This is a genomic window from Halobacillus litoralis, assembly GCF_009856445.1.
In the GTDB taxonomy this organism is placed as follows: domain Bacteria; phylum Bacillota; class Bacilli; order Bacillales; family Halobacillaceae; genus Halobacillus; species Halobacillus litoralis.
Window position 1 is genome coordinate 507502 of the sequence record NZ_WMFA01000001.1, and the last position, 19558, is coordinate 527059.

Genomic DNA, 19558 nt, shown 5'->3' on the forward strand with positions numbered 1-19558 from the left:
AATTGTGGAAAGTGTACAGCATTTTATGTACACTTTCCTTATGGGACGATTTTGAGCGAGCGTTCAATCGTCAATTTTGAAAGCGTTATCAATTAGAGGAGGAATAAACATGCGTAAAACTGTAATTGTTGCTGGAGCCCGTACCCCTTTTGGAAAACTCGGAGGATCCCTTGCACCTTTGACAGCTGCACAGCTTGGGGGAATCGCCATTAAGGCAGCTTTGGAACGTGCGAATGTGAAAGCAGAAGATGTGGATGAAGTCATTATGGGGACCGTTCTTCAAGGCGGGCAGGGACAGCTTCCTTCCCGACAGGCCTCCAGAGAAGCAGGTATCCCTTGGGATGTAAAAACAGAAACCGTCAATAAAGTTTGTGCCTCTGGTATGCGAAGTGTGACGATGGGTGATCAGTTCATCCGTTTAGGTGAAGAGGATATCATCGTTGCAGGTGGTATGGAGAGCATGAGCAATGCTCCTTATTTCATGCCGAAAGCACGCTTTGGATTTCGCATGGGTGATGGTGCCGTCAAGGATATGATGGTGCATGATGGGTTGACATGTTCGTTTGAGAATGTCCATATGGGCAATTACGGTAACCGGACGGCTGAAGAATTTGAATTAACAAGAGAAGCGCAGGATGAATGGGCTTATCGCAGCCATCAGAGAGCCGTGAAAGCCATAGAAGAAGGAACACTTGGTGAAGAAATTACAGCAGTCGAAGTGCCACAAAGAAAAGGCGATCCGAAAGTCGTTGATACAGATGAGGCTCCACGTAAAGGTACAACGGTGGAAGCATTGGCAAAACTTCGTCCTGTTTTCGACAAGACGGGAACGATCACGGCAGGAAATGCTCCAGGAGTCAACGACGGAGCTTGTGCCATGCTGCTCATGTCTGATGAAAAAGCGCAAGAATTAGGTGCGGAGACACTGGCTACGATTCTTGCACACGATGAAATTGCTGTTGAAGCTCAGGATTTCCCGCAGACGCCTGGCCTTGTCATTAATAAATTGCTGAAAAAAGCAGGGAAAGACATTGAAGAAATCGATCTATTTGAAGTAAACGAAGCGTTTGCTGCGGTTTCCTTAGCCAGTGGCAAAATTGCAGGGCTGGATCATGAGAAAGTGAACGTCAACGGTGGAGCTGTAGCGCTGGGACACCCGATTGGAGCCAGTGGTGCGCGTATCCTTCTCACCCTTGCTCACGAATTAAAACGCCGCGGCGGTGGACTTGGAATCGCAGCGATTTGTTCAGGTGGAGGTCAAGGAGACGCTGTATTGATCGAAGTACCGAAACAATAAGGGGGAATGCGGGATGACAATCAATCAAGTCATGGTCATAGGAGCAGGCCAGATGGGGGCTGGGATTTCCCAGGTTTTTGCTCAGGCCGGATTGCACGTAAAAATGAATGACATGAGCCAGGATACCTTGGATCAAGGCCTTGCAGGCATTGAAAAACGCCTGAAGCGGGCGGTTGAAAAAGGAAAGATGACCGAAGAAGATCAAAAGGCAGCATATGGACGCTTAGAGACAACGACCAACTTGAAGGACGCCTCGGACTGTGACCTAGTTGTGGAGGCTGTCGTTGAGAACATGGATGTGAAGGTGAGCGTTTTCCAACAACTAGATGAAATTACCCCTTCACATGCCATTTTGGCAACGAATACATCATCTTTACCGATTACAGAGATTGCTGCGGCGACCAAACGTCCAGATCAGGTCATCGGTATGCACTTTATGAACCCTGTACCGGTCATGAAGTTAGTGGAAATCATTCGTGCCATCCAAACGAGTGATGAAACATATCAGGCGATTGAAGATATGACGAAGAAACTTGAGAAAACGCCTGTCGAAGTCGAGGACTTTCCAGGGTTTGTCTCCAATCGTATTTTAATGCCGATGATCAACGAGGCAATCTATACGGTTCACGAAGGAGTAGCATCGCCTGAAGATGTGGATGCGGTCATGAAACTCGGGATGAATCACCCGATGGGACCACTTACGCTTGCTGACTTTATCGGACTTGATACGTGTTTATACATTATGGAAGTCCTTCATGAAGGATTTGGTGACAGTAAATACCGCCCATGTCCGCTGTTACGTAAGTATGTCAAAGCAGGATGGCTTGGGAAGAAATCTGGACGTGGTTTTTACACCTACGATTAACGTGTAAAGGGGAGAACGAGAATGAATTTGCAGTTCACGGATGAACAGGAAATGATGAGAAAAATGGTTCGCGATTTTGCGGAAAAAGAGGTGGCTCCTGCTGTTGAGCGTATGGAGAGGGAGGATCGGTTCCCTTCCGAGCTGTTACCGAAAATGGGCGAACTCGGGTTGATGGGTGTACCGATTCCGGAAAAATATGGCGGAGCTGAGATGGATTACATCTCCTATATCATCGCGATTCACGAACTTTCTAAGGTGAGTGCGACGCTTGGTGTCATTTTATCTGTCCACACATCTGTCGGTACGAACCCTATCTTATACTTCGGTACAGAAGAACAGAAAAACAAATACATTCCGAAACTGGCATCAGGTGAATATTTAGGAGCATTCGCCCTGACAGAACCCAGTGCGGGTTCTGATGCAAGCAGTCTGAAAACACGAGCAGTAAAGCAAGGGGACCATTATATTCTCAACGGTTCTAAAGTGTTCATCACCAACGGAGGAAATGCAGATACATTCATCGTTTTCGCCCGTACGAATCCGGATGTGGAAACAAAGAGAGGATTGAGTGCGTTTATTGTAGAGCGGGAGACCCCCGGATTTTCCGTAGGGAAGGCAGAGAAAAAGATGGGGCTTCACGGGTCCAGTACCGTTTCCCTGAATTTTGACCAATGTAAGGTTCCTGCTTCGCAGCGGCTTGGAGAAGAGGGGGAAGGATATAAAATTGCGCTTGCCAATTTGAACATCGGACGAATCGGTATTGCCGCCCAGTCCCTTGGTATCGCGGAAGCAGCGCTTGAACATGCGGTCTCTTATGCCAAAGAGCGCGAGCAGTTCGGGCGTCCGATTGCGCATTTGCAAGGTGTTTCTTTCAAACTCGCCGATATGGCGACGGAAGTAGAAGCTTCGAAGCTTCTCGTCTACAACGCAGCTTCCCTTCAGGCGGCCGGGAAAAAGTGTGGGAAAGAAGTGTCAATGGCCAAACTGATGGCTTCCAAAACAGCAGTGAAAGCGTCGATTGAAGCTGTGCAGGTCCATGGCGGATACGGTTATACCGAAGATTATGCCGTCGAGCGCTTTTTCAGGGACGCCAAAGTTTGTGAAATTTATGAAGGTACAAGTGAGATCCAGAAAATCGTCATAGGCAATCATCTGATCAGAGACTAGGAGGATGACAGAATGAATTTTACTTTAACAGAAGAACAGGAAATGCTCAGAAAAATGGTACGTGATTTTGCTAAAAATGAAGTGGAACCAACAGCTGCAGAAAGGGATGAAGAGGAACGCTTCGATCGTGAAATTTTCGATAAGATGGCGGAGCTTGGTTTGACGGGAATTCCATGGCCTGAAGAATATGGCGGTATTGGATCGGATTTTGTCAGCTATGTCATCGCGGTTGAAGAACTTTCACGCGTGTGTGCTTCCACGGGGGTCACTCTTTCTGCGCACATTTCTCTAGCGAGCTGGCCAATTTATAAATTCGGAACAGAAGAACAGAAGCAGAAGTATTTGACTCAACTCGCTTCAGGTGAAGCTCTTGGAGCTTATGCCTTGTCTGAACCAGGAGCAGGAAGTGATGTTTCTTCCATGAGGACACAAGCGAAACTTGATGGAGACCATTATGTGCTGAACGGAAGTAAAGTGTGGATCACCAATGGAGGAGTCGCGGACATCTATGTCGTCTTTGCAAAAACAGACCCGAATGAGGGCAATCGTGGCATCAGTGCGTTTATCGTAGAGAAAGATACACCAGGATTCACGACCGGCAAGAAAGAGAAAAAGCTCGGCATTCGTTCGTCACCAACGACAGAACTAATCTTCGAAGATTGTAAGATTCCGAAAGAGAACTTGCTCGGTGAAGAAGGTAAAGGATTCAAAGTAGCGATGATGACCCTCGATGGAGGTCGTAACGGAATCGCTGCTCAGGCCGTTGGAATTGCTCAAGGAGCGCTGGATGAATCTGTAAACTATGCGAAAGAGCGTGAACAGTTCGGGAAGCCGATTGCTCATTTGCAGGGGATTTCTTTCAAGCTCGCCGATATGGCAACAGAAATTGAAGCCTCTCGTTTGCTTACTTATCAGGCGGCTTATTTAGAATCAGAGGGACTGCCTTACTCAAAAGCATCGGCCATGGCTAAATTGTTTGCTGGAGACACAGCGATGAAAGTGACGACAGAAGCCGTACAGGTCCACGGAGGTTATGGCTACACGAAAGATTATCCTGTCGAGCGTTACATGCGTGATGCGAAAATCACCCAAATCTATGAAGGAACACAGGAAATCCAAAGGCTCGTTGTCGGCCGCATGGTTACTCAATAGAAGGTCAGCGTTATGCATCCACTGGCTGAACGAATCCAAAAGCAGGATATGAGGGCGCTTGCCCGAGCGATTACGTTGATCGAGAACGAAGATGAAGAAAAACTTTCACTGATGAGTGATGTTTTTTCTATACAAAAACAAGCGCATTACATTGGCATAACAGGTTCACCGGGAGCAGGTAAGAGCTCGCTGATCAATCAATTGCTCACCTTTTTAAGAAAGCAGAATCTCACCGTCGCTGTCATAGCGGTCGATCCGACCAGTCCATTCAGTGGAGGGGCACTGCTTGGAGATCGTACGAGGATGAACCAGCATTTCCTCGACCCCGGCATCTTCATAAGAAGCATGGCGACAAGAGGGAGCCTCGGTGGTTTAGCCCGGGCGACTAAAGACAGCATTCGTGTGTGTGATGCTTACGGTTTTGATGTCGTTCTCGTTGAAACGGTCGGTGTCGGTCAGTCTGAGCTCGATATTATGAAAGTTGTGGATACGACAGGGCTGGTGCTGACTCCTAATAGTGGAGACGTCCTTCAGATTTTCAAGGCGGGAATCATGGAAATCGCGGACCTCTTCATCATCAACAAAGCAGACTTGCCAGGAGTGAGGAAGCTTAAGTCCACCCTTGAAGAATACATGATGATCGTTCAACCAGAAGGATGGGAACCGCCCATCGTTCAAACGATTTCGACCGAAGCCAAAGGGATGGAAGAACTCTATGAAAGCATGAAAAACCACCGTGAGTTTCTGTATGAGACGAACAAAGGGGCGGAACGACGCAAACAGCAGCTTCAGCTCGAAGTGTATGATTTGATTCGGGAAGAGATCTGGCGGGACGTCAAGGGTGAGATAGAAAAAGATGAACAGAAGCTCGAAGTTTTTCAAAACCCGGATGCGGATCCTTATGAATTGGCCCGGTCCTGGTTTCGTGAATGGGTAAGGAAGGGGGAGTAAGTTTGGCTGAAAAACAAGTACCTTCAACCATTAAAGATGAAGCGCTCGTTTCTAAGCGTAGAAACCAGATGATCAAGGGTGCGGTCACTCTTTTTATAGAAAAAGGGTTCCATAAGACGACGACCCGCGAAATCGCCAAGGCTTCTGGATTCAGTATCGGAACCCTCTATGAATACATTCGAAAGAAAGAGGATGTTCTGTTTCTCGTCTGTGACTCCATTTATCAGCGGGTCAAAGAGCGGATGGAGGATGCCATTGATCCTCACCAGACGAGCGTACAAAGCCTGGTCCATGCCATTCGCTCCTACTTTCAATTGATGGATGATATGCAGGATGAAGTACTCGTCATGTATCAGGAAGTCAAGTCCCTGCCACGGGATGCTCAGGATTACGTGTTGCAAAAAGAGCGCGATATGGTGGCGATGCTCGAACAAGTCATCATCAACAGTCTTCCGGGAGAACACCCGGAGGAAGAAATCAAGCTGATCGCCAACAATATCTTTGTCCAAGGGCAGATGTGGGGATTCCGCCGCTGGATTCTTCAACGCACGTTCACCATTGAAAGCTACACCGATACACAGATTCAATTGTTGTTAAAAGGTCTCGATAAAGAAGAAACACTCCAATAGAAAGGAAGATCGGATATGGAACAACCGACAGTCTATAAGCCGAAAAACCCTGTCCGTTTCGTGACGTCCTCGAGTCTCTTTGACGGTCATGATGCATCTATCAATATCATGAGGCGGATTCTTCAAGCGACAGGGGCAGAGGTCATTCACCTTGGTCACAACCGTTCCGTTGAGGAAGTAGTCAATGCGGCCATTCAGGAAGACGCCCAAGGGATTGCGATCTCTTCGTATCAGGGAGGACATGTGGAATACTTTAAATACATGGTCGACCTGTTGGAGCAGAAGGGGGCAGGACACATTCGCGTTTACGGTGGTGGCGGAGGTGTCATCATCCCTCGTGAAATTAAAGAACTTCATGAGTACGGCGTAGCGCGCGTGTTCTCGCCTGAAGATGGTCGTACACTAGGCCTTCAGGGCATGATCAATTTAATGATCGAAGAATGCGATTTCCTGCCACCTCTTGATGTAGAAAAAGGTGTGGAAGGCCTCTCCTCTGGAGATCATCAGTCCATCGCCCGTTTCATTACCTATGTTGAGAATACGCCGAAGAAAGAAAGGGAAGCCGTAGCGGCATTCGAGACGGCTGTTGAGAAAATACAGGAAAAAACGATTCCTGTTCTTGGAATCACAGGTACAGGGGGAGCAGGAAAGAGCTCACTTACAGATGAATTGATCCGCCGCTTCATCAATGAAATTCCCGATAAGAAAATCGCGATTTTATCTGTCGATCCTACGAAAAAGAAAACAGGCGGGGCCTTACTCGGTGACCGTATCCGTATGAACGCGATCTTCAACCCGCGCGTTTATATGCGCTCTTTGGCAACCAGAGATGCCCGTTCCGAACTTTCAACAGCGGTTGAAGAAGCGATTCAAGTCGTTAAAGCGGCTGGTGTCGATTTCATCATCGTTGAAACAAGCGGGATTGGCCAGGGGGATGCAGCGATTACTGACATCACCGACTTATCAATGTATGTCATGACAGCAGAATTCGGTGCGCCATCACAGCTTGAGAAAATTGATATGATCGACTTTGCTGATTTTATTGTCATCAATAAATTTGAACAAAAAGGATCGGAAGACGCTTTTAATCAAGTGAAAAAGCAGTATCAGCGCAGCCATATGCTTTTCCATGAAGACGACAGCAAGTTCCCGGTTTATGGGACGATTGCAAGCCAGTTCAATGACCCTGGAACCAATACATTGTTTGCGGCGATCGTCGATCAGTTGAACGAAAGATTCTCCTGGGAAGATGAAACCTCTTTTTCCGGCCTTGAGAAGGTAGAAAAGCAGAACGTCATCATTCCCAATGAGCGCAAACAATATTTACGGGATATTGCCTTGGCCGTCCGCAATTACCATAACGAAACAGAAGACCAGGCAGAAAAAGCGCGCAAACTCTATCAGCTGAAAGGTACGGTTGAGCTCGTAGAGGATGAGGCAACAAAAGAAAGTCTGCAGCGCTTGATTGAAGATTACGAACGCCACCTTTCCCGTGATGCAAAAGAAAAGTTGGAAGACTGGGATGCCCTTCACGAGCGTTATAGCGGAGATACGTACACCTTCAAAGTGCGTGATAAAGAAATTACTATGGATATTACGACAGAGAGCCTGAGTGGAACGAAGGTTCCGAAAGTCGCGCTTCCGAAATATACCGACTGGGGCGACCGTCTGTCGTGGCTGCTACGTGAAAATGTTCCAGGTGCGTTCCCGTTTACCGCCGGAGTCTTTCCATTCAAGCGCAAAGGGGAAGATCCGAAGCGACAGTTCGCTGGGGAAGGAACGCCGGAACGGACCAACCGACGCTTCCATTATTTATCGGAAGGAGACGAAGCGAAACGTCTGAGTACAGCTTTCGATTCTGTCACCTTATATGGAGAGGATCCGGATGAGCGCCCGGATATCTACGGAAAAGTCGGAGAGAGCGGTGTCAACATTTGTACGCTGGAAGATATGAAGAAACTGTACGACGGATTTGACCTTGTCGACCCTTCCACATCTGTTTCCATGACGATCAACGGTCCGGCACCGATCATTCTTGCTATGTTCTTCAATACTGCCATCGATCAGCAACTTGAAAAGTTCAAGGAAGAAAACGGCCGTGAGCCGAATGCTGAAGAAGCGGCGTCCATCAAGAATCAGACCATCAATGTTGTCCGCGGTACGGTACAGGCAGATATTTTAAAAGAAGATCAAGGACAGAACACATGCATCTTTTCCACTGAGTTCGCGCTTCGCATGATGGGCGATATTCAACAGTACTTCATCGACAACGAAGTACGCAACTATTATTCCGTATCCATTTCCGGCTATCATATCGCGGAAGCAGGTGCCAATCCGATTACACAGTTGGCCTTCACATTAGCCAACGGGTTCACGTATGTCGAGTATTACTTGAGCCGAGGTATGGACATCAACAAGTTCGCACCGAACCTGTCGTTTTTCTTCTCCAACGGTTTGGATCCAGAATATACGGTCCTCGGTCGTGTAGCACGCCGTATTTGGGCGATCGTGATGCGGGATAAATACGGAGCTAACGAGCGAAGCCAGAAGTTGAAGTATCACATTCAAACCTCCGGCCGTTCCCTGCACGCGCAGGAAATTGACTTTAACGACATCCGTACAACATTGCAGGCGCTGATCGCCATCCAGGATAACTGTAACTCCTTGCATACGAACTCCTACGATGAAGCGATTACGACACCGACAGAGGAATCTGTTCGAAGAGCGATGGCGATTCAGATGATTATCAGCAAAGAGTTCGGGCTGACGAAAAACGAAAACTCTCTGCAAGGTTCCTATATCATTAGAGAGCTGACCGATCTTGTTGAAGAAGCGGTATTGCAGGAGTTTGAACGCATCAATGACCGCGGCGGCGTTCTCGGTGCGATGGAACGCCAGTATCAAAGAGGCAAAATCCAGGAAGAATCTCTTTATTATGAAGGGAAAAAGCATTCGGGTGAACTTCCGATCATCGGCGTGAACACATACTTGAATCCGAACCCGCCTTCTGAAGAGGAAATCGACTCCATGGAACTTGCACGTGCATCCAAAGAAGAAAAAGAGCACCAGATTACAGAATTACGCAACTTCCAATCGTCACATGAAAGTGAAGCCGGGGAAGCATTGAATCGTTTGAAACAAGTGGCTTCAGGTGGAGGAAACATTTTTGAAGAATTAATGGAAACCGTCAAAGTCGCGAGCCTTGGTCAAATTACGAACGCACTTTATGAAGTTGGCGGTCAGTACAGAAGGAATATGTAGCGATTGCTAATATATGTAGCGAAATCGCTAAAATAATGATGAAGCCAGTTAATATATAGTAGAAGGTCGCTAATATATTGTCTGAACCTGCTAATAAAAAAATTAGCCCTCGCTAAAATGCTAGCGAGGGCCATTCTTTTAGTGACCACCGACCTGATCATCGTCATGAGCCTGATTCACTTCGGTTACATAAGGTTTTTTCATTCCATACCATTCATAAGTAAGGTTATATGTTTCGCCTTCTTTTAACAGCATCCAAGTACTCGTATCTTTGACGTGGATTTTCTTGTCATCCACTTCTACAAAATAACCTTCATCATTATGAGTTTTAGATGTGATTTCTGCTTCTTCTTTATGTTCCTCATGGATCATACCGAAGCTTGTAAATAGCCAAATGCCTATGGCTAAGGCGGCGATAATGGAGGCCACCCAGTTAAAAGGATGATTTTGCACAGTTCGTCTCTCCTTCTCTCGATCAATTCTACTTTTATTTTAAATTAAAATAGCTGGAACACCAACCTATATGTCTATCCTCTATTTTATATCGAAAGTTTAAATTCATGTAGGTTTGGCTAGAAAAGGTAAGGAAGACTCTATTTGATTTTTATAAGGCCAAATCATATAATGGATGGTATGATTAAATGTGATTCGTATGCCCATGAGGTCACTTATTCTATTTTGTTTATATAAAGGAGTGCTGGACCGTGAGCTTAAAAGAAATGAGCCGAGAGCAAATTGAAGAAACTTCCATGATTGTACTGGCTACTAAAATCCTAGAAGAAGAACGTGAAGCGATTGACTTTAATGAAATCTTCAAGCGCATTGCAGACATGAAAGGTTTTACTGATGCGCAGAGAGAACAATACATCGCCCAGTTCTATACGGACATGAATATCGACGGTCAATTCATGACTATCGGGACGAACCGTTGGGGCTTGAAGAAGTGGTACCCGGTAGAGCAAATGGAAGAAGAGATTGCCAACCTTCCACAAAAACGTAAAAAGAAGAAGAAAAAGAAGAAAAAGCCTTCCAAGCTGCTTGAAGATGAGTTGGGTGTATCCGAATTCGATGATGCAGAAGAGGACGAGCTTGAGGATGACCTTGAGCTGACAGATGAAGATTTAGATCTTGATGATGACGATGACTTCGAAGGTGATTATGAAGAGGATGACCTGGATGAAGAAGAGGAAGAAATCGTAGAAGATGACATCAGTTTCATCGGAGATGACGACGAAGAAGAAGAAGATAAATAAGGTGGTTGACTTTTAAAAGTCAAATCAGTAGAATCTTATTTGGGCTCTTTAATTTCCTTAAACGAAATTTCCAAACGCTCCCCGAGAGAGGGGAGCGTTTTTTGTTTTTTATATACGATATCACAAGAGGCGCCTTGGTTATGGCTAAGGCGCCTGTGCTTTTGTATCATTCAGCGTCCAAGCTCCTCCTTCTGGCATGAAGTTTCGCCATGGAGCTCATCCTGGGCGCTTGTGGTTTTATGTAAATGCCCCTTATCAAATCGCAAGGATTAGTGAATAACTAAATAAGACAAATAGAGAAAGAGGGATTCAACGTGGCAACAAAATACATTTTCGTAACTGGCGGTGTCGTATCATCTTTGGGTAAAGGAATTACGGCAGCATCTCTAGGTCGTTTATTAAAAAATCGGGGCATGAAGGTAACGATCCAAAAATTCGACCCGTACATCAACGTAGACCCGGGGACCATGAGCCCTTATCAACACGGTGAAGTATTCGTAACTGATGATGGAGCTGAAACAGACCTTGACCTTGGTCACTATGAGCGTTTCATTGATATCAATCTGAATAAATTCAGCAACGTGACGACAGGTAAAGTCTATTCCAACGTAATTAAAAAAGAGCGTCGTGGTGATTATTTAGGAGGGACGGTCCAAGTCATCCCTCACATTACGAACGAAATCAAAGAACGTGTCTTCCGTGCGGGTCACGAAACGAACGCAGATGTCGTCATCACGGAAATCGGTGGTACGGTCGGGGATATCGAGTCCCTTCCATTCCTTGAAGCGATTCGCCAAATCAAAAGTGACATTGGCCGTGAACATGTCATGTACCTGCACTGTACGCTTGTTCCTTACTTGAATGCAGCAGGGGAAATGAAGACAAAACCGACGCAGCATAGTGTGAAGGAACTTCGCTCCCTGGGCATCCAGCCGGATGTCATCGTCCTTCGTACAGAAATGGCGATTTCTGAAGATATGAAAGAAAAAATCGCTCTGTTCTGCGACATTAATAAAGATGCAGTGATTGAAGCTCGAGATGCTGATACCCTATACAATGTACCGATTACTTTGCAGGAACAAAAACTGGATGAGCTGACATGTCAGCACTTCGGTTTAGATTTACCACCAGCGGACATGACAGAGTGGAACAAGCTGATTGACCAAGTGAAAAACCTTCAGCACAAAACAACCATTGCGCTTGTCGGTAAGTATGTAGAGCTTCCGGATGCTTACATCTCCGTAGTAGAAGCATTAAAACATGCCGGTTACAGCTACGATTCCGATGTAGACGTGAAATGGGTGAACTCTGAACACTTGAACGCCCAAAATGTTGCAGATGCACTTCAGGGTGTAGATGGAATCCTTGTTCCTGGAGGCTTTGGAGACCGAGGAATCGAAGGGAAAATCGATGCGATTCGTTATGCGCGTGAAAACCATGTGCCTTTCCTTGGAATCTGCCTTGGTATGCAGCTCGCAACCGTCGAATTTGCCCGTAACGTCCTAGGCCTGAAAGGTGCGCATTCAGCAGAAATCGATCCGTCCACGGAGCACCCGATCATCGACCTTCTTCCAGAACAAAAAGAAGTGTCTGATCTTGGTGGTACCCTTCGTCTTGGAATCTATCCATCCCGCCTGCAGCCAGGTACCAAAGCGATGGAAGCATACGGAGAAGAAGTCGTATACGAGCGTCACCGTCACCGTTTCGAATTCAACAACCATTACCGTGAACAAATGGAAGCGGCAGGATTCAAATTCTCCGGTACAAGCCCGGACGGCCGTCTTGTTGAAATCATCGAGGTGGAAGATCACCCATGGTTCGTAGCCAGCCAGTTCCACCCGGAATTCAAGTCACGCCCGACCCGCCCACAGGAACTATTCCACGGCTTCGTCGGCGCAGCAATGAAAACCAATCAATAATAAATAAAAAAGAGCCGATGTCCCTGAAAGGGGGATCGGCTCTTTTTTTAAGAGTTCTTTAAGTATATGGCAGGATTGTGGAAGACTTGATTTCGAGATGTTTGTGTGGATTTAGGGGCTCCGAGAAAAGGTTCGCTTTCCGTGGGCGAGTGATGAGCCTCCTCGAGCTAACGCTCTGCGGGGTCTCATCTACCACGCACTTCCCACAGGAGTCTCACCGTTTCCCTTCGCCCCTTTGCCATATGAGGTTCTAGAAATCCCTCTTATATTACCTGCCTAAAACTGTTATAAATCCTGCTTAAACCGCGTTGATATAGGATTCTCAACCATAAATGCTCCTATTGCTGAAAGGTAGTTTCGAGAGTTTCTTCCGGCAAGTGGGCGGAGGGGAATGGCGAGACTCCTGCGGGAAAAAAGTGCTTGGTGAGACCCCACAGGACGCAGTCCGAGGTGGCTCACCGCGCTCCCGCGGAAAGCGAGCTATTCCCCGTAGCCCCATCCACTCAATAATAGTCTCGAAACTGAGTCTTCCACTAAAGGGAGCTTTAGTGGGAAGAGAAATTTTTACAGAAATTTTGACAAATAGAACGTACGTGCGCAGGAATACATCGTTAAGGTATAGAAAATACAGGGATAGAGAGATAGTGAGAGGAATTTAAAAAATTAAAATTTTAAAGATGATAGAAGGGAAGGTAAAAAGCATGGCAAATCGAATCCTCATCGTGGACGACCAGCCAGGGATACGACTCCTGTTAGAAGAGATTCTCAAAACAGAAGGATACGAAACCGTAAGTGCAAAAACCGGCCGTGAAGCATGTGACCTTGTGGAAGAACAGGACATGGATCTTATTATTATGGATTATAATCTTCCTGTCATGCACGGCAAAGAAGTGTTGCTCTACTTAGAAGAAATGCACTTTGATTCACCTGTCATCATCATTACAGGGGCATCTAAGGAATCAATTGAAAAGGAAGCAGATTTTCCTTTTGTCACAGATATCATATCTAAGCCATTTGACATCCATAAATTGAAAGAAATGGTTAATGGAACCCTTGTTCACAGCCGTTCATGACTTTTTTCTTGATGTAAGCGCTATATAATCCTCCTGCTGTTGCACCATAGAAAGGGTATTGGTATTCTAATACTGTAACCAAACTTACATGGTGTGTTTTCGTATGGAAACAGACTTGTAAATACAATGCAGTACGCTAACTAAAGGAGGATTCTTTCATGCCACTAGTATCAATGAAAGAAATGCTAGAAAAAGCTAAGGAAGAACGCTACGGCGTAGGTCAGTTCAACCTTAATAACTTAGAATATGCTCAAGCGATTCTTCAGGCTGCTGAAGAAGAGCAGTCTCCAGTAATCCTGGGTGTATCTGAAGGTGCAGGACGTTACATGGGCGGCTTCAACGTTGTTGTCGACATGGTAAAAGCACTGATGAAGTCTTATGGTACAACGGTACCTGTTGCGATTCACTTGGACCATGGTTCAAGCTTTGAAAAATGTGCAGAAGCGATCCACGCTGGATTCACTTCTGTAATGATCGATGCTTCCCACGATCCACTTGAAGACAACATTGCAGTCACTCGTAAAGTTGTTGAACTTGCACATATCCACGGTGTATCTGTTGAAGCAGAGCTTGGCCGTGTAGGTGGACAAGAAGATGACATCATCGTTGACGATGCGGAAGCAGCATACGCGATCCCATCTGAGTGTAAGCAATTGGTTGACGAAACAAACGTTGATGTATTCGCACCAGCCCTTGGTTCTGTACACGGACCTTACAAAGGTGAGCCGAACCTTGGCTTTGACCGCATGGAAGAAATCATGGGACTTGTTGACAAGCCACTTGTTCTTCACGGTGGTACAGGCATCCCTACAGCTGATATCAAGAAAGCAATTTCTTTCGGTACAGCTAAAATCAATGTAAACACTGAGAACCAAATGGCACAAGGTAAAGCCGTTCGCCAGGTTCTTGCTGAACAACCTGAGCAGTACGATCCACGTAAATATCTTGGACCTGGTCGTGATGCGATCAAGGAAACAGTTATTGGCAAGATGCGTGAATTCGGATCTTCTCAAAAAGCGTAATAATAGTTTGAAGGAAGCCGCTACACTGTAGCGGTTTCCTTTTCATCATGTATGAAAACGCCATCATTCGACTATTTTCATCAACTTGGAGCAACAAAATGAAGCGAAGAGGAGTGGGGATATGAAATTTTTTATTGATACGGCAAACATAGAAGACATTCGGGAAGCAAATGCACTAGGGCTTTTAGCTGGGGTAACGACAAACCCGAGCCTTGTAGCGAAAGAAGGAGTATCCTTCCATGACCGTCTGAAAGAAATCACAGATGAAGTGGATGGTTCAGTCAGTGCAGAAGTCATCTCTGAAGATTCAGAAGGAATGATTCGGGAAGGGAAGGAACTTGCTGCGATTGCGCCGAACATTACAGTGAAAGTTCCGATGACACTGGAAGGCCTGAAAGCAGTGAAAGCTTTCAGTGATTTGAATATCAAAACAAATGTAACCTTGGTTTTCTCAGCCAATCAGGCGTTGATGGCAGCCCGTGCCGGTGCCTCCTACGTATCACCATTCCTTGGTAGACTGGATGATATCGGTCATAACGGAATGGAACTCGTGGCACAGATTTCAGAAATCTTTGACCGTCATGCCATTGACACGGAAATCATCGCAGCTTCTGTCCGTCATCCTGTTCACGTAACGGAAGCGGCTATTCACGGAGCGCACATTGCTACGATTCCTTTCAAAGTTCTGAGCCAGATTGTTAAACACCCGTTGACGGATCAGGGGATTGAAAAATTCCTGAATGACTGGAATAATCAAAAATAGTTGTGTGTTTTGGAAAATATTGCACATACTAAAAACCATAATCTTCACCTTAAAGCGAGGAGTTTCACATGCATAAACTATTAGTGGAAGGCGGAAGACCATTACGTGGACAGGTTCGGGTGAGTGGTGCTAAAAACAGTGCTGTAGCCCTGCTGCCGGCGGCAATCTTGGCGGAAACCCCTGTAACGATTGAAGGTCTTCCGGACATTTCTGATGTTGGGATCTTGTCGGACTTATTAGAAGAGATCGGTGGCTCGGTGCGTAAAGACGGAAGAACCGTACATATCGATCCTTCTGAAATGGTAGACATGCCTTTGCCGAATGGGAAAGTTAAAAAGTTGAGAGCTTCCTATTATTTTATGGGGGCGATGCTAGGCCGCTTTAATAAAGCTGTCATCGGTTTGCCTGGAGGCTGTCACTTAGGTCCGAGGCCAATCGATCAGCACATTAAAGGGTTCGAAGCTCTTGGTGCTAAAGTGACAAATGAACAGGGGGCGATTTACCTTCGCGCCAAAGAACTGAAGGGTGCCCGCATCTATTTAGACGTTGTCAGTGTTGGAGCTACAATCAATATCATGCTGGCTGCCGTTCGTGCAAAAGGGAAGACAGTCATTGAAAATGCAGCGAAAGAACCTGAAATCATTGATGTGGCTACCCTTTTGACAAGTATGGGAGCAAAAATCAAAGGGGCAGGAACAGACGTCATCCGTATTGAAGGTGTGGATACACTGAAAGGCTGTCTTCACACGATTATCCCTGACCGGATAGAAGCAGGCACTTACACAATTATGGCTGCTGCACAAGGTGAGGAGATGATCATTGATAACGTCATCCCGCAACACTTGGAGTCTCTGTTAGCGAAACTGAGAGAGATGGGTGTCACGATTGAAGAAAATGATGAGCAGTTGTACGTCAAACCAGGGAAAGAGTTGAGGAGTGTTGATATTAAGACACTCGTTTATCCAGGCTTCCCGACAGATTTACAACAGCCGTTCACTTCCTTGCTTACACAGACCCAGGGTACAGGTGTTGTCACAGATACCATCTATCAGGCTCGTTTCAAGCATGTCGATGAATTGAGACGTATGAATGCTTCGATCAAAGTCGAAGGTGGTTCTGCTATTGTGACAGGCCCTTCTAAGCTGCAGGGAGCAAAAGTGAAAGCAACAGACCTTCGTGCCGGGGCTGCCCTTGTCATTGCTGGATTGATGGCTGATGGTGTGACTGAGATCACAGGAGTCGATCACATTGAACGAGGGTATGAAAATATTACAAACAAGCTGATCGATTTAGGTGCAAAAGTCTGGTATGAGGAGATGTCAGACGAAGAGATTGAGCAATTCCAAAATTCGTAAGTTCATGATTTCCATGGGGAGATGAGGAAAAATCTTTGATTGATCGGGGAGATCACCATGGAAAGAAGTCTATCGATGGAATTAGTTAGAGTCACAGAAGCAGCAGCATTATCATCAGCGCGTTGGATGGGGAGAGGAAAGAAAGAGGAAGCCGATGATGCGGCAACCTCAGCCATGCGCGATGTGTTTGATACGATCCCGATGAAAGGGACTGTCGTGATCGGAGAAGGGGAAATGGATGAAGCACCTATGCTTTATATCGGTGAGAAACTCGGCAATGGGTACGGAGCCAGGGTGGATGTAGCTGTCGATCCGCTCGAAGGTACAAACATCGTGGCTCAAGGAACGTGGAATGCCCTTGCTGTCTTAGCAATTGCTGATCATAAGCAGCTTTTACATGCCCCTGACATGTATATGAATAAAATAGCTGTCGGTCCAGAGGCTGTAGGGAAAGTGGATATCAACGCCTCCATTGCTGAAAACCTGCAGGCCGTCGCTGAGGCCAAAGAGAAAGATGTGGCAGATGTCGTTGCCGTTGTCTTGAATCGTGACCGCCACCAAAGGATCATTGAGGAGATCCGCGAGGCTGGTGCAAGAATCAAGCTGATCCCTGACGGTGATGTCGCCGCTGCTATCAATACAGCCTTCGATCATACAGGTGTCGATATTCTGTTCGGAATAGGTGGTGCCCCTGAGGGGGTGCTCGCAGCCGTCGCCCTGAAGTGTCTTGGTGGTGAAATCCAGGGCAAACTTCTTCCTGCAAATGACGAGGAACGTCTCCGTTGTGAACAGATGGGGATTGAAGATGTCGACAAAGTCCTTTATATGGAAGATTTCTGTGGAGGGGACGATGCCATTTTCGCCGCTACCGGTGTCACTGATGGCGAACTCCTCAAAGGCGTGCAATTTAAAGGACAGAAAGCGACAACTCAAACGTTAGTTATGAGAGCTAAATCCGGAACCGTCCGTTTCATTGACGGGGACCACAGCCTGAAGAAAAAGCCAAACTTAGTCATGAAACCATAATGAAAACATCCTTCATCAAAGAGAGAGGAAGCTGCAGTAAAATCAGCTTCCTCTTCATCTACAATAACCCACCTTCTTAAACATTTCTCAAATTAACATTGAAACTAAAGAAAGACAGGAGTACAATAAAGATTGTTTGATTAGGATAGAAGATCATGACACACGTCTCCAAATGCTTCTATTTATTGACTTCATTTAACTTAACTTCTTCTCAACCTTCTAACAAAAAAAGTTCTGCTGAAGAAAAGGCCTCCTTTGTGAGGGAGCAGATCTTCTATTCAAGCAGATCTATTCAATTAATCCTTTAGAGAAGTTTTTAATTCTATATGTAAAAGGGCGTTATGTGCGGTGTTTTTTCAGCCTTTCCATCTTTAAGAATGGGAAAAAATATCTCACCAAGATTTTCATGCGTGCCTCTGAATGACTTAAAAAATAAAGAAAACTAATAAAAAGTGGTGATCACGTGGCGGATTTAACAATCTCCAATTTAGAGACAATGACATTGAAAGGGCTTTATGCGAAAGCGAGACAATATAAAGTCTCTTATTATGCAAAACTGACAAAGCGCGAATTAATATTTGCGATTTTGAAAGCTCAGGCTGAAAAAGATGGTTTTCTGTTCATGGACGGAATCCTTGAAATTATTCCTTCAGAAGGTTTCGGCTTTTTAAGACCAATCAATTATTCTCCAAGTGCAGAAGATATTTATATTTCTGCCTCTCAAATCCGTCGTTTTGACTTGAGAAATGGGGACAAGGTATCTGGTAAGGTACGTCCGCCTAAAGAGAACGAACGTTATTATGGTCTCTTGCACGTCGATGCCGTAAACGGAGAAGATCCAGACTCAGCAAAGGAAAGAGTCCACTTCCCGGCATTGACCCCGTTGTATCCGGATCGTCAAATGAAGCTTGAGACGGACACGAAAAAGCTTTCTACAAGAATCATGGATTTGATGGCGCCCGTCGGTTATGGTCAGCGTGGTTTGATTGTTGCTCCACCAAAAGCAGGAAAGACGATGCTTTTAAAACAGATGGCCAACAGCATCTCAACAAACCATCCAGACGCGAAACTCATCATTTTACTTGTTGATGAACGTCCGGAAGAGGTAACAGATATTGAGCGCTCAGTAGCACCAGATGTGGATGTTGTCAGTTCCACGTTTGATGAAGTTCCTGAAAATCACATCAAGGTTTCTGAACTGGTGCTTGAAAGAGCGATGCGTCTTGTTGAACATAAACGTGATGTGATTGTTCTCATGGACAGCATCACTCGTTTAGCTCGCGCTTACAACCTCGTCATTCCTCCAAGTGGCCGTACATTATCAGGAGGAATCGACCCGGCTGCCTTCCACCGTCCGAAACGATTCTTCGGTGCTGCTCGTAACATTGAAGAAGGAGGAAGCTTGACGATTCTTGCTACCGCCCTTGTGGATACAGGTTCACGTATGGATGACGTCATTTATGAGGAGTTCAAGGGAACCGGAAACATGGAGCTTCATCTTGACCGTAGTCTTGCTGAGCGTCGAATCTTCCCTGCGATTGATATTCTTCGTTCAGGAACAAGGAAAGAAGAATTGCTTCTTCCTCAAACCCACCTGGATAAAATCTGGGCCATTCGGAAATCGATGTCTGATTCGCAGGACTTCACAGACAGATTCCTGCGTCGCTTGAGGGCATCGAAAAATAATGAAGAGTTTTTCGATCTAATGGATAAAGATATGAAAGGGAAGGCAACAGCCGCCCGTCGTTAAAAAGGGGAAATGGTTTTAACGATTGTATGTTTCTTGAAACTGGATGTTGCATCAGGGGGGAGCCCCTGTTATAAT

General features: G+C 45.9%; 16 protein-coding genes. 15 read left to right on the forward strand and 1 reads right to left on the reverse strand.

The window, feature by feature from the left end; genetic code table 11:
• The first annotated feature begins 109 nt into the window (after positions 1 to 109).
• Genes GLW00_RS02305 through icmF form a run of 7 tightly spaced genes read left to right on the forward strand, consistent with a single transcriptional unit; the run spans position 110 to position 9322 of the window.
• Positions 110 to 1297, forward strand: coding sequence for an acetyl-CoA C-acetyltransferase (locus tag GLW00_RS02305; protein WP_160910865.1), 1188 nt, complete (start codon positions 110 to 112; stop codon positions 1295 to 1297).
• Between the two features lie 13 nt (positions 1298 to 1310).
• On the forward strand, positions 1311 to 2162 hold the full coding sequence (locus GLW00_RS02310) for a 3-hydroxybutyryl-CoA dehydrogenase (protein ID WP_160910867.1): 852 nt from the start codon (positions 1311 to 1313) through the stop codon (positions 2160 to 2162).
• 21 nt (positions 2163 to 2183) lie between these two features.
• A complete protein-coding gene (locus GLW00_RS02315; RefSeq protein ID WP_160910869.1) occupies positions 2184 to 3329 on the forward strand; it encodes an acyl-CoA dehydrogenase in 1146 nt (381 codons plus the stop codon).
• Positions 3330 to 3341: 12 nt separating this feature from the next.
• Positions 3342 to 4481 carry an acyl-CoA dehydrogenase gene (locus GLW00_RS02320; RefSeq protein ID WP_089654847.1) on the forward strand — a complete coding sequence of 380 codons (1140 nt, stop codon included), beginning with the start codon at positions 3342 to 3344 and terminating at the stop codon, positions 4479 to 4481.
• Positions 4482 to 4493: 12 nt separating this feature from the next.
• Positions 4494 to 5432, forward strand: a complete 939-nt coding sequence (gene meaB, locus GLW00_RS02325; protein WP_160910870.1) for a methylmalonyl Co-A mutase-associated GTPase MeaB — start codon at positions 4494 to 4496, stop codon at positions 5430 to 5432.
• 2 nt (positions 5433 to 5434) lie between these two features.
• Positions 5435 to 6061 carry a TetR/AcrR family transcriptional regulator gene (locus GLW00_RS02330; RefSeq protein WP_160910872.1) on the forward strand — a complete coding sequence of 209 codons (627 nt, stop codon included), beginning with the start codon at positions 5435 to 5437 and terminating at the stop codon, positions 6059 to 6061.
• Positions 6062 to 6076: 15 nt separating this feature from the next.
• The gene (gene icmF, locus GLW00_RS02335; RefSeq protein WP_160910874.1) at positions 6077 to 9322 is read left to right on the forward strand and encodes a fused isobutyryl-CoA mutase/GTPase IcmF; all 3246 of its coding nucleotides are present in this window, start codon (positions 6077 to 6079) and stop codon (positions 9320 to 9322) included.
• A gap of 138 nt (positions 9323 to 9460) precedes the next feature.
• Here icmF and GLW00_RS02340 read toward each other — a convergent pair whose 3' ends face one another.
• Positions 9461 to 9775 carry a hypothetical protein gene (locus tag GLW00_RS02340; RefSeq protein ID WP_160910876.1) on the reverse strand — a complete coding sequence of 105 codons (315 nt, stop codon included), beginning with the start codon at positions 9773 to 9775 and terminating at the stop codon, positions 9461 to 9463.
• 251 nt (positions 9776 to 10026) lie between these two features.
• On the opposite strand from GLW00_RS02340, the gene rpoE reads away from it, so the two are divergent.
• From rpoE to rho, 8 genes are all read left to right on the forward strand, one after another.
• Positions 10027 to 10575 (forward strand): DNA-directed RNA polymerase subunit delta, encoded by a 549-nt coding sequence (gene rpoE, locus GLW00_RS02345; RefSeq protein WP_160910878.1) that lies wholly within the window; start codon positions 10027 to 10029, stop codon positions 10573 to 10575.
• A gap of 314 nt (positions 10576 to 10889) precedes the next feature.
• Positions 10890 to 12494, forward strand: a complete 1605-nt coding sequence (gene pyrG, locus GLW00_RS02350; RefSeq protein WP_160910880.1) for a CTP synthase — start codon at positions 10890 to 10892, stop codon at positions 12492 to 12494.
• A gap of 701 nt (positions 12495 to 13195) precedes the next feature.
• Positions 13196 to 13567 (forward strand): response regulator, encoded by a 372-nt coding sequence (locus tag GLW00_RS02355; protein WP_160910882.1) that lies wholly within the window; start codon positions 13196 to 13198, stop codon positions 13565 to 13567.
• A gap of 158 nt (positions 13568 to 13725) precedes the next feature.
• A complete protein-coding gene (fba, locus tag GLW00_RS02360) occupies positions 13726 to 14589 on the forward strand; it encodes a class II fructose-1,6-bisphosphate aldolase (RefSeq protein WP_115823376.1) in 864 nt (287 codons plus the stop codon).
• Positions 14590 to 14710: 121 nt separating this feature from the next.
• The gene (gene fsa, locus GLW00_RS02365; RefSeq protein ID WP_160910884.1) at positions 14711 to 15352 is read left to right on the forward strand and encodes a fructose-6-phosphate aldolase; all 642 of its coding nucleotides are present in this window, start codon (positions 14711 to 14713) and stop codon (positions 15350 to 15352) included.
• Positions 15353 to 15420: 68 nt separating this feature from the next.
• A complete protein-coding gene (gene murA / locus GLW00_RS02370; protein ID WP_160910886.1) occupies positions 15421 to 16707 on the forward strand; it encodes a UDP-N-acetylglucosamine 1-carboxyvinyltransferase in 1287 nt (428 codons plus the stop codon).
• Positions 16708 to 16764: 57 nt separating this feature from the next.
• Positions 16765 to 17733: a class II fructose-bisphosphatase gene (gene glpX, locus GLW00_RS02375; protein WP_160910887.1), complete on the forward strand. Its 969-nt coding sequence runs from the start codon at positions 16765 to 16767 to the stop codon at positions 17731 to 17733.
• A gap of 463 nt (positions 17734 to 18196) precedes the next feature.
• A complete protein-coding gene (gene rho / locus GLW00_RS02380) occupies positions 18197 to 19483 on the forward strand; it encodes a transcription termination factor Rho (protein WP_160910889.1) in 1287 nt (428 codons plus the stop codon).
• Positions 19484 to 19558: the final 75 nt, after the last annotated feature.

What these genes read in the sequence shown, in the direction of transcription:
- GLW00_RS02305 (WP_160910865.1), top strand. Translation starts at nt 110, where the DNA reads ATGCGTAAAACTGTAATTGTTGCTGGAGCCCGTACCCCTTTTGGAAAA.
- GLW00_RS02310 (WP_160910867.1), top strand. Translation starts at nt 1,311, where the DNA reads ATGACAATCAATCAAGTCATGGTCATAGGAGCAGGCCAGATGGGGGCT.
- GLW00_RS02315 (WP_160910869.1), top strand. Translation starts at nt 2,184, where the DNA reads ATGAATTTGCAGTTCACGGATGAACAGGAAATGATGAGAAAAATGGTT.
- GLW00_RS02320 (WP_089654847.1), top strand. Translation starts at nt 3,342, where the DNA reads ATGAATTTTACTTTAACAGAAGAACAGGAAATGCTCAGAAAAATGGTA.
- meaB (WP_160910870.1), top strand. Translation starts at nt 4,494, where the DNA reads ATGCATCCACTGGCTGAACGAATCCAAAAGCAGGATATGAGGGCGCTT.
- icmF (WP_160910874.1), top strand. Translation starts at nt 6,077, where the DNA reads ATGGAACAACCGACAGTCTATAAGCCGAAAAACCCTGTCCGTTTCGTG.
- GLW00_RS02355 (WP_160910882.1), top strand. Translation starts at nt 13,196, where the DNA reads ATGGCAAATCGAATCCTCATCGTGGACGACCAGCCAGGGATACGACTC.
- fba (WP_115823376.1), top strand. Translation starts at nt 13,726, where the DNA reads ATGCCACTAGTATCAATGAAAGAAATGCTAGAAAAAGCTAAGGAAGAA.
- fsa (WP_160910884.1), top strand. Translation starts at nt 14,711, where the DNA reads ATGAAATTTTTTATTGATACGGCAAACATAGAAGACATTCGGGAAGCA.
- murA (WP_160910886.1), top strand. Translation starts at nt 15,421, where the DNA reads ATGCATAAACTATTAGTGGAAGGCGGAAGACCATTACGTGGACAGGTT.
- glpX (WP_160910887.1), top strand. Translation starts at nt 16,765, where the DNA reads ATGGAAAGAAGTCTATCGATGGAATTAGTTAGAGTCACAGAAGCAGCA.